The sequence below is a fragment of the Lentilactobacillus sunkii DSM 19904 genome (genome assembly GCF_001435575.1).
Lineage (GTDB): Bacteria > Bacillota > Bacilli > Lactobacillales > Lactobacillaceae > Lentilactobacillus > Lentilactobacillus sunkii.
This window is the reverse complement of the sequence record NZ_AZEA01000040.1, coordinates 1-12,070: the sequence shown is the minus strand read 5'-3', so window position 1 is coordinate 12,070 and position 12,070 is coordinate 1. Positions and strand designations below refer to the sequence as shown.

The 12,070-nt window shown below is 41.0% G+C and carries 3 protein-coding genes; 1 reads left to right on the top strand and 2 read right to left on the bottom strand.

From position 1 onward, the window contains the following. Positions 1-14 precede the first annotated feature (14 nt). Positions 15-200 (bottom strand): hypothetical protein, encoded by a 186-nt coding sequence (locus FD17_RS12455; RefSeq protein WP_057826504.1) that lies wholly within the window; start codon positions 198-200, stop codon positions 15-17. A gap of 128 nt (positions 201-328) precedes the next feature. Then, positions 329-1,036, bottom strand: a complete 708-nt coding sequence (locus FD17_RS12450; RefSeq protein ID WP_057826503.1) for a hypothetical protein — start codon at positions 1,034-1,036, stop codon at positions 329-331. Positions 1,037-1,689: 653 nt separating this feature from the next. On the opposite strand from FD17_RS12450, the gene FD17_RS12445 reads away from it, so the two are divergent. Continuing rightward, positions 1,690-12,070 (top strand): hypothetical protein (locus FD17_RS12445; RefSeq protein ID WP_156653630.1); only part of this gene is annotated, 10,381 nt, incomplete at its 3' end.

Below are 12,070 nucleotides of genomic sequence, written 5' to 3'. Positions count from 1 at the left end.
TTTATCGGCGGGACTTATGTCCCGGCCCCGTTCCACACGTAAATATTCTTACCGGAGTTCGGCAAAAATGATGTTTTTTTAAATGTTTTATTAGTGGTTATTGTAGTTTTCGCACTGACAGAAGTTGCCGGTCGTGCTACGAACAATGAAATCGCAGCTAGTCCGGTGATTGCCCCCGTTAAGATAATTGATTGATTCATGAAATCCCCCCTGGACACATTATAGGATAGATATTGTAGGAGTGCGAATTCAACGGAATGTTTCATGTGAAACATTCTGTGGTAAAAAAGAGCAATGACAAAATACTTTGTCGTTGCCCTTAAGAATATTATTTGGATGAGTCACTATAATTGAAGCCTTTAATAATCTGTTTGACGCTTTTGGCAACCGCGGCATTCGCTCTTTTGGCGATCTTTTTTTGCATAGTTTTATTCGTTGCCGGATCCGAAACACGCTTGCCTTTAGCCTTTTCTTTTCTATATTGTTTCTCTGCAGAAGCTTGCAGCTGAAGGGTATACTCCTTCTTCAGAACCTTGGCAGAATACTTGTGCGCATAGGACTTGGCAGGTGACGCCGCTGACTTGGTAAAGACATACGATTTACCGTTGGCACTGGGAACTCGAGCACCATCATGGTAAGCCAGATGAATCTGATAACTGTTGTCGCTCAATTTTTTGATGGGGAAATAGTACTTTTGAGTGAGCAGCTTGCCTTTACTGCTGATGAATTTGTATTCAGAGGTGAATGTTTTACGATCCTTACTGATGTTGTTCAAGGACGGCATCCCCAGCTGAATTTGTGGTTTATGAAAATCACCAAAGATTAGGATAGTTTGGACGCCTGAATCAGTCTTTAGATTTTTCCAGTGAAAGGCAAATTGGGCTTTGCTGCTCTTAAAGTAGCCAGTGGGCCCACTGATTTCACTGTCAGAGAAGGTATCACTTGCTTGAGTGGCTGTTGGAAATGCGGTCAATGTTAAGGCGAGGGATGCTGTCCCTAATATGCTTGCAATTAGTTTTGGGTTAATCAATTTCATAATGATATCCTTTCATGCATTATTGAATTACTTCCTATTATAATTGTAAACTAAAATCCAATTGGCAGGAACCGAACCAGAATGCTTTTGGCAACTTTGCACACTTTCTTGTAATGTGTGTATTACCAAGTATAAATAGGGATGGTACGCTATTCATAGTTATAGTAGCGCTAAGTCTTTTTACTTAACATTACTATAACTGATTCATCTTCATCATTTGAGAGTTGTCAAATGTGGCAGTTTGGCGATCAAGGCTTGGCAGCCTGTCTTGATTAGATGAAGGGGTTGTAGGTAAATGCTGAATCTATGAAATTAACTGGGCGGCTGGCACCGTTCAGGCAATGCACTTTGCGTCTATGTGGATGGCACCACATTGGGCGTGTAACACTGCGTCTAGGTGGGTGGCACCACATAGACAGCACCAAAGGGGATCTATTGTGGGCGGCACCTCAATAGATTAGCACCATTGGATCTTAGTGGTTGGCAGCCACAATAGGTCTTCAATGGTGAAAATCAATTTGCTGATTTCAGGGTTCAACGGCTGAATTACATAAGGGGGATTGATATATCAAGTATTCAAATTAATACGCGATTGTCATTACGAGTTTTTAAGTTTTTGGTTACCTATAGGAAGGATGTGAAACATATCCGCCATGAGAAAAAACAGCAAACGTGGCTTACGAATTATCGCTGGGATTTCTACAGTGATTCTGATGTCACCGCTGTTTGCTAATTCTTCTGTTCAGGTCATGCTTGGTAATGAGTTAAATGCTCACGCCGATACAAATGCGAAAACGCCAGAGGGAGACAAATCAGTTCATAAAGCATTTACGCCGAAACGTAAAAGCCAACATGCAGTTGATTCATCCGTCACGTATTCACACAAGGTACCAGTGCTGAAAGTTTCTTTGAAACCAACCAGTGTCAACTACTTTAAGAAGGGTGATCAGATTCACTTTAAATTTAGTAGTAAGAACGTGAACTTGAAGAATTTAAAGGCCAGTTATCAAAAATCGTTACCATTCTCCTACAAAAAGGTGAATGATCACGAACTGGTATTAACCTTTAAGAAGTCATTGAATTCTGGATTATATGGGCAAGCTTATGCGATCCCAACCAAGAATAAGAAGATGACGACCAAGGTTAGTGGTACGTTTGATAACGCGAAGTTGGACATTAAGAATGGCAATATTCATTCTTATAAGTTAACTTCCAAGGCTCACAAGGCTAGCTCAAATGCTGAATCTCAGCAGAATACTGCTAACCAGGAAAGTACCAGTAACGCTACGACTCAACAGCAGCAATCAACATCAACCTCGAGTCAGGCGACAAATAATACTGGTACGACAACTGGTACACAGCAGACTGCGACAAGCAACTCCGGTACAACAACCGGAACCCAGCAGACTGCATCGAGTCAGCAGGCACAACAAAGTTCTACTACAAACGCAACTACAAGTAGTAGCAAACAAAGTTCTGCCAGCCAGTCGGCAAGCAACTCTGGAAATCAGAGCTACGTAAGTACACAAGGCAAAGCTGTTGCGAAAACTTCAACAGGAGGCACTACTTCAACTGAGGCAAATCAACCTCAAGCAAGTAAAGTTGATTCATCATCAACTGCTTCTGCCCAGACTACAGATGCGACGAGTTCATCTGATCAAACCCAAGCTCAATCTCAATCAACTTCTACAAGCTCAGATCAGACCACAACTCAAGCATCTGACACAACAGCAGATTCCTCAGCAGATTCACAAGCTGCTTCAACTGACAATTCGAATGTCACGACAAACAGTGACGGTTCAATTTCTCAGTCTCAACAGCAGAACGTCAGTGCGACAGATGCATACAACGCTGCTTTGTCACGAACCACAATTAAGCAGGGTTCATCGACAAAAGGGTACGTTTCGACGCCAGTTCCATCAGCAAGTGATCCGGAAACAACATATAATAAATATGCTCAACAGGACACCACTTCAACAACTGGATCGACATCTGACAGCACGACAAACAGCAGCACGTCTTCAACGACTACTGCCACAGATTCAACGAACACAGATTCAACGAATCAAAGCAGTCAAACTTCGACGACTCCTACAACTGCACAAGCAAATTCCACTGGAACAGTAAGTACAGCTGCAGACAGTCAGACCACTTCGACTGCTACAGATACAACCACAATTGCGGATAGTACGAACACTTCAGAAGAAAATTCCGAAGGCTCAGCTATTTACAACGCAGTTAAGAAAAATGTTTCGGATCAAACATCCACTTGGGCATCTGCCAATGAACAGGGCGAAATCATCAAAGAGTATCCTTGGATTCTCAAAGATATTTCATCCAAGATGGCAGCCAACCAAGATACCAAAGGTCAAGTTTGGAAGTATGCAGTTCCCCTTACTACCGGCAAAACGGTGTTAGTCACAATTGACGGCCGTTCGAGCAAATTAAAGGCCGATGAGGGAACTTTGGCAGTCTCCATGCCATCATTGTTGAAATCCCTTGGGAGTTCATCGAAGACTGGGATGTTTGATGAAGCAGTTGATATTGATGTTCTAAAGCAGTCAGACTATTATAAGAATCTTCAAACCGAGCAGAACAATTTGAAAAATGCTTCGTCCACGGATGCTTATAATGCAGTCTTGAGTTCAACAACATTTTCTCAGGATAATGGCACTTTGGATACATCCAAGTACACCGTTGCCCCAACTCCTGATGCAAGTGATCCAGAAGCAACTTATGCAAAGCTTGCAGCAGATCAGTCAAGCAGCAGTAATTCATCAACTTCTACTACTGAAGATTCAGATAGTACCGCAATTTTCAATAATATCAAATTGCAAGTTGCCAACCAGACTAAGTCTTGGGCCAGCTCAATCGAACAAGGCGAAATCATCAAGGACTATCCTTGGATTTTAAATGATATCGCTAAGAAGATGGCAGTTGCTGGTGCAGATGATAACCAGGTTTGGAACTACAAGATTTTATTGACTACTGGCAAAACAGCATTGGTTACAATCAACGGACAAGCGGATGCTACAAACCCAAGTTCATTGACCGCATCAATGCCACAATTGCTTAAGTCACTTGGATCATCAGCTACACCAGGGATGTTTGACGATGCAGTTGATTCTGATGTTTTGAAAAACTCACAGTACTATAAAGATCTGCAGGAACAAAGTGACGAACAAGCACATGCAAGTACTTCCTCTAGTACTTCTTCGACCACTTCTGATTCAGGAATTTTTGGCTCATTGTTAAGCAGCATTGTTAGTTCAATTTCATTTATTTCTGGATTAACTTCAACTGTTCAGACAGTGGCAACCATTGGTGCATTATCAGTTATTCCTGTTGTCGTTTCTGTAGCTTCTGTAGTTTCTTCAGCAGTTTCATCAGTTACAAACATCATCAATACTACCAATTCAATCGTTTCGATTGCGCAAAAGATCGCTCCTATCGTTGCACCATTGTTCATCATTCCAGCTATTACAACAATTGCGGGGATTGTTCTGAATCTCCCATTAATCGTTTTAGGATTAACAATTGCTAAGCCGGTTCTTGATACAATTGGGACAGTGATGACTATCAGCGGAATTGTGACAGCATTTAACACCGTTAATACCATTAGCAAGATTGTTTCAACCGTTGGTACTATCGGTAGTGCCATTGTCCTTGGAACCACCATTGGTGCCATTGGAACGGCAGTTGCCGTAGGTGCATTGCTTTCAACAGTTCTTCCAGTCATCTTCAACACGATCAGCGGCATTGCGAATGCAGTTAGCTTCTTATCCAAGGCAGTCGCATTTGTTAGCGGCATGGTTCTTGGAACAGTTAACGCATTAACTTCAGCGGTTTCTATTCTTGGTAAAGTGATCTTTGCCCTTCCAACCCTTGGAACTGTTTCATCACTCTTCAATACAGTTCTTTCGGTTGCTGGTTCAATTGCCTTTTCAGTTCTTGCTGGAACGCTTGCGAACATCAGCACTGGATTCAGCAATGTACCACTTTTGGCAGGATTTGCAATTGGTGCCTCGCTTGTCAGCCTCATTTTGACAGAGTTGGGTCGTCAATTAATTAATTCAGTCACTTCAGCCATCAATAAATTCATTGAAAGTGCAAAGAATGTGATGAATATTCTTGCTCTGGGATCTATCATTCCAGCATTCGTTCTTGCACCAACCCTGATTAAAATCGCCATGGCTTTCTTGGCACTCATTCCACTTGCTGGTTGGGCACTCAAGAAGTTCTTCGACAATATTAAAGCAGGTTTGAATACGTTGAAGCAATTTATTAACGGCGTTGTAATTGCACTTCCATTAACTGCGATCAATACAGCTATTGCATCAACAGTTACTTCAATCGTTAATAATGCAGGTAGTCTTGTGTCCACGACACTCGGTCCTCTGGCAGTTCGTTTGGTAGTAGGTGCATTAACACTTGCAACATTACCAATTACGTTCATGCTAATCGGCCTTCCATTCGTGTTTATCAACATTGTTAACCGTTTGTTCAAAGATCTGGTAACAGGAACGGTTAAACTGGTTGCTGATGTAGCATCATTAGCAGCAAATGTTGTCACTAATATTGAAAATCAAATTCAACAAGTTATTAAGACAGTTGTCAGTCCCGTTGTTAACGGTGTCAACTTCCTTAGTTCTCTGTTGTTTATAATACCAGCGTTGACTGGTATTAAGTATTTGACTTTCCCATTAGCGGCAATTATCAGTTTGCCACTTTCAGTTATTGCAAATATCTTAGTACCGGGTCTCGCAACGAATGTTGCCAAAGTTGTTATCCCAGCAATTACTGGGTTATTGTTCATTCCTACTTTGGCAGCAAACATTGCAGGCGGTCGTGTTCTTACCTACTTCTTGGGATTGCCGGTTGCCCTTATTTTGGGTAACGCTCTTGGGAACTTGTTGGGACAAATTGTCGGAAGTTTAACAACGGCACTTAGAAATGGTGTTCGTGGGATTATCAATCTTTTGATTAGTCCACTTTCATTTATTTCCAATATCCTTGGTTTAATTCCGGTGGTTAACATCCTGACGCTTCCATTGCGTATCGCCACTTCAATTTTGACAATAGGTAATAACATTGCACAAGTGATCAATCCAATTGTTGACGCTGTCACAGGAGGGCTGAATTCACTTGTTGCCCGCTTGTTATTTGCTCCAGTTGCATTGGTCGGTGAGTTGTTCTTCGGTCTTCCAACGATTGTTAACTTGGCTGGTCTTCCAATTCTGATCACCAGTATTGGAAAGACAATCAGCTCACTTTCATCGTTGAATACTAAGATTATCGACTGGATGACCAGTGCAATCCAAAATGCATTGAAGTCATTAACCTTTAATACAATCTTCAATCAAGCTTTACAAAGCCTGATCGGTTTACCTGTCTTATTATTAACCAGTCCAATTTGGGTTGGGTTACCATTAGCCACCTTATTCATTAATACTTTGGGTAACGTGATTGTTCCATTGTTGAAGTTTGTTAATAATTCAATATTATTGCCTGCATTGCAATTGCTTACTAAGATTGCTGCTCCAATTATTGCGGATGTATTAACATTTATTCCTCAATTAATGGCATTTGCTAATTCGCTTAAGACAGCCTTCACAACATTCTTCACCGTTGCTGTTCCACAACTTATTGGAGCATTTGTATTGCCGCAGATTTTAATCAACGGTTTATCATTGCTCGGTGGAACAATCAACACGTTAGTTCAAATGATTGGTGTCGGCATTTCCAGCTTCGTTAATAAATTGTTGTTTAACATTGCAAATGGCATTATCAGTCTCGTATTGAATGCCGCTTCATTATTAACAACTCTTGACGGACTTGGTAATTTGGCCAACGCGGTCAGTGGATTACTCTTTGGAATTCCAGCGCTGTTAGCTTTACTTTCAGCCGGATCTCTGTTGAGTCTGCCTTTGACATTCGCAATCACCAGTCTTATTAATTCATTTATCACAAAAGTCGTACTTCCATTAATTAGTAGTTTGATTACTAATCCATTGGCAATCATTCTTTCTACTATTGGAAATACCATTTCAGATTTAATTAAGCTTTCAAATCCATTATTGGCAGTATTGCTGTTCTTACCGACATTGCTTATCAATGCAGTTAAGTCACTTATTGGCAATAATCTATTAAGCTCAATTATTAATGGACTCGGTAATCTCCTGACAAGCCTGAGTTATATTCCATTGATCCTTTCCGGATTATTAAATGGTCTACTTCTTGGATTCCTTGCCTTGACTCAACCACTTTGGATTGGGTTGCCATTACTGAATCTATTACGAGTTATCGCAAGTGATGTTGTATTGCCAATTCTTTCATTGATCAATACATTGTCGCTCCCTGGGACATTGATTAGTACTTTATGGAATGTCTTTGTTGCACCATTGCTTAAGACACTTCCTGCGCAAATTATCAGTGGATTAATCTTCGCTATTCTTGGTTTGCCGTTGGGAATTCTCGGTTCTGTTGCCGGAGCGATCTTCGGATCGATCTTGCCACAGATTATTGCAGGTGTATTGTCATTCCTTACTTCATTGCCAGCAAGCTTGCTTTCGGGCATTCTTTCAGCAATCAGTACGATTTCAAATGTTCTTGGTACTATTGGCGACTTTATCAGCGGTTTGTCTGCATTAGGCAACGTAATCTTGAACGTTCTTGGAAATCTTTTGAATCCATTGAACCTGCTCAACTCTACATTTATCAAAGGATTCATAACCCTTGCAGGGGATATTGGCAGATTCTTGAGTGACATTTTGTTCAAGCTTCCTGTCCAAGCTTTGCTGAACAGTGTGCTTCCAGCATTGGTACAATTTGGTACCAGTTTGATCATGCCGGTTATCTCTGGCTTGGTCGGATTACCAATTTCAATGTTTATCAGCACAATATTTAGTCGTCTTGTTTCATCGTTATTAAATCTGCCGCTTCTTCTTTTGGGGAACGATTTGCTCAGTTGGCTGCCTGCACTTTTGGCCGGTGCCATTGTTCAACTCGGTTCACTTTTGAAGAATGGGTTGCCAACAATTCTTGGTGCGATGATCTTATTTGGATTACCAGCTGTTCTTTTACCTCTTGAAATTTTAACCTCATTATTGATGAGCTTATTATTACCAACAGGTTTGAAGTGGTTGGCAGCCTTACCGATCATCATACCGGCATTGTTAACAATCGGCTCACAAATTAAGTGGGTAATTGATGCAATCTCTGCAGTATTTAATACCATCATTTCTACAATTAAGGCTGTCATTTCCAATCACGAATTCTTAGTAAACATCACGACGATTCCAACGATTATCGGTGCTATCTTGAATACTGTATTCAACAATGGCATTGCTAACTTGATCAGTGACTTCCTCAGTACATTGGGTAAGTTGAATTGGAATAACTTTATTACTCCAATCATCGTTTCGGGAATTGCTAAGACTATTGCGACTGCGTTGACAGATATTCTCAACTTTATCGGAAATATTGTTAACACTATTATTTCCAATATTTTGAAAGGTTTGTTCAACCTTCAAGGTATCAGTGGGTTACTCGGATTATTATTCGATATTCCTGCCGCTATTCTTCAAGGAATTCTTAACAATGTCATTCCTGATATTGTTGGTGCAATTGCTGGTCTCTTAGCATTTGCATTTAACTTTCTGATTAGTACACCGCTTATGCTCCTTGGCATGATTGCTTCTGCACTTGGTCGATTGGTTCTCACTAATCTGTTGAACCCAATTCTCCAATTTGGAATTGATTTGATCAGCTGGATTCCAGCTCTTCTCCTGGGAACATTAGTAAACATCTTTAATTTGATTAACGGATTGTTGACTCAGGGACCAATTGGATTACTCCTGTTTGGTTTACCTCTTCTTTTGAATCTTGGCTTGCTGTTTGCCAACTTATTGGCAATCCCAGGCTTCATTCTTAACTTAATCGGCAATCTCTTCGGCCTTCAAAACATCCTTAGCACAATCTTCCCATTGATTGCTGCAATTCTGTTGGGAGCCGGACTTACAATTGTTTCAGGAATTACAAATGGCTTGAATATTGTTTCCTTGGCTGGTCAATTGTTGTTGAGCATTCTTACCGCTCCACTATGGATCGGAATTCCAGCGCTTAATTTGATTCGTCAGATTACCTTCTGGACCACTGCTCTTCTTGGTCTTCCACAAGCTATCCTTAGCTTCTTGGGAACAATCGCTTCAAGTATTCTCAAATCTATCTGGACTGGATTGACTTCGTTGCCACAACAATTGCTCAACCTTGCTCTTTCATTGTTGTCAGATATCTTTAACACCATTGTTAAAGATGCACTTTCAGCAATTGGCGCAGGTATTACTGGATTGCTTGTCCTTGGCGGTCTCAATCTTGCCGGAAATGTTATTAAGACATTGTTACAATTGGCACAATTCTTCTTGGTAACATTACCATTGACAATCGGAGGATTGATTCTTTCAATTCTCGCATTATCATTGATCAATAGTCTCATTGTAAGTGGCCTTAAGAGTCTTCTTAACAGCTTCTTGAATGGACTGGTTTCAACAATTACCTCAGTATTGAGTGCATTGCCTGGCTTGGCTTCTCAATTTATTGCCAACACCATTGGCACATTTGCTCTTGCCGCTGTTTTGACTCTTGATTTATTTACAGGACTTCAAAAACTTGGTAATCGTTTAGTAATGAGCTTTATCCTCGGATTCTTGAATCTCTTGAATTCCGCTGTTAAAGCTGTAGCCGGATTGCCTACATTGCTCGGCGTTCTTGGAACGATCGTAGCAGCAATCCTTCCTGTTCCCGGTCACTTGTTGCTTGCTGCCTTGTTAGGCGCATTAACTTTAGGTTCATTGATTGCTCAATTAGCCGAGTTACCACTAAGTCTTTTAATCGATGCTTTGACCTTTATCAACAACATTAATAATGTGTTGTCAATTGTCTCAGCGATCGCTAGTCTTATTGGTGCCTTGGTTATCAGCCAAATTGTTTCTGGTATTGCAAAGCTCTTGTTGACACCACTCGCATGGTTGGCTGGTTTAATCACTGGACTGATCGGAACTGTATTAAATGCCATCAAAGGGGTTATTGAAACCGTTGTTCCAATTGTACTTGGTGTAATTGGTTCAATCCTTTCAATTGCCGTTCCAGTTGCAGCTCTTATCTTTAATACGATTGCTTCAATTCTTAAAGATAATCCGCTTCTTGCTTTGTTGGTATTCGCTCTTCCCGGATTAATCATTCCTGCTTTGGATGCTGCAATGCTGAGTCAAGCACTTTCAGCAATCTCCGGTATTCTTAAAGCACTCTGGAACTTATTAACAAATCCAATTGGAACAATCCTTGATATTATTTCAAGCATTCTGAATCCATTTAGTTCTGCTAATATTTTCAAGACAATTCTGGGCATCCTTGCTACCTTGGCTGCATTGCCAGTTGTAATTGGGTTGGCAAAGATTCTCAGTTCGATTCAGAACTTGATTAATGGGCCACTTCAATTTATTGAGAATCTGATCGGAACAGTTCTTTCCAGCATTGCTTCCGGCCTTATTCGACTTATCTCGAATGGTTTGTCATTAGCAGGTCTTAAGCTGTTAACTGACTTATTGCCTAAAGCTTTGCTTGCTCTGTTCACACTTCTCGTTCCGGTTGTCAATATCTTTACCATCGGTTCTGCTATTACAGCAGCGCTCAATGATATTCCATTGGCAATTATCGAAAAACTCGCAAGTGATTTGATCGCCAGCCTCATTGGTAACCTTGTTAAGGGATTATTGAATGTGTTGGGAGATCTTGTATCAGCCATTGCAACATTTGTTGGCTTGTTCACAGTATTCTTGCCTCTTGCCGGCATTCTCGTTCTTACATTGGTTCCTGCATCATTGATCTTGCTTTGGTTCTTTGGACCAATTGTTCTTCAATTAATGGTTAATCCAATTGCAGACTTAGTAGCATTTATGGTTTTGCAGTACACCATGTTCAACCATACGATTTTCTACCTGGCCTTCTTCTGGATTTTCGAGCCGTTGACATTCTTGACCTTCATTGGATCATTTGTTAACTGGCTTAATCCATTAAATGCGTTGTTTAATGGTATTAGTTCGTTTGCAAAGAATATTTTGCCAACGTTGACAAATCTTGGCTTCACTGTAATCGATTTGGTTGCTTTAAACACCTTCCTTAAAGGAGGGGTAGTTGGACTCCAAGGAGCACTTACTCTTATTGGTGCTGCTCTTGGCTTGAAGCTGTTGATCGGCATTTATAGTATTGCCAACCTCATCCCAGTCATTGGACTTTGGCTCGTTGTAATCCCATTGGTTCTTGTGATTGTGGTTATTGGCGTACTTGGTGTGATTGCTAACCTCGGAATTAATGTTCCAACGTTCTTGAGCTTTGAAATTGCAGTTCCGTTCGTGACAGCACTGGCTATCTTTGTAACGCTTGTTGGTATGCAAATTGCATTGATGATTGATGGGCTTACTACCTCAATCTTCTTGCCTGGTATCGTTCAGAACTTAGCTTCTGGATTGTTCACGAGTTTCCTTACAGACCCAATCTTTACACTTCTTGCAACCTTTGCGTTTGCAAGCTTAGGGTTTGCATCACTCCTTGCATTGCCAGCTGGGCTAATCATGCTTGCACATGATTGGCTGCCAAATACCTTTAATATTCCAACGTTTATTTACTTCTTAATCATGACCAGTCCAATCTGGACGGTTGGTAACTGGGATGGATTATTCCCAATTATCGGCTGGATTCCAGCGATTATCGATGATATTGGTTACTTCCTGATTGGTGCTTGGGGCACAGGTTTAATTACGTCCCTTAACTTCAGTCTCTGGTTACTTACCAATATTCCGCTGGTATTCTCCGTTGTTGTTCCGATTGCAATGCTTCTCGCACTTGGATCAACTGCGTTCTTACTTGCACCAGTTGGTTTGATTGGTGGGGCAATCATTTCGCTCGTTAACGCCATCGGACCAGTAATCAATGCGATTACAAGTTTCATCGGCAGTTTGGTCACAGGGATTTCCGCAG

What these genes read in the sequence shown, in the direction of transcription:
- FD17_RS12455 (WP_057826504.1), bottom strand. Translation starts at nt 200, where the DNA reads ATGAATCAATCAATTATCTTAACGGGGGCAATCACCGGACTAGCTGCG.
- FD17_RS12450 (WP_057826503.1), bottom strand. Translation starts at nt 1,036, where the DNA reads ATGAAATTGATTAACCCAAAACTAATTGCAAGCATATTAGGGACAGCA.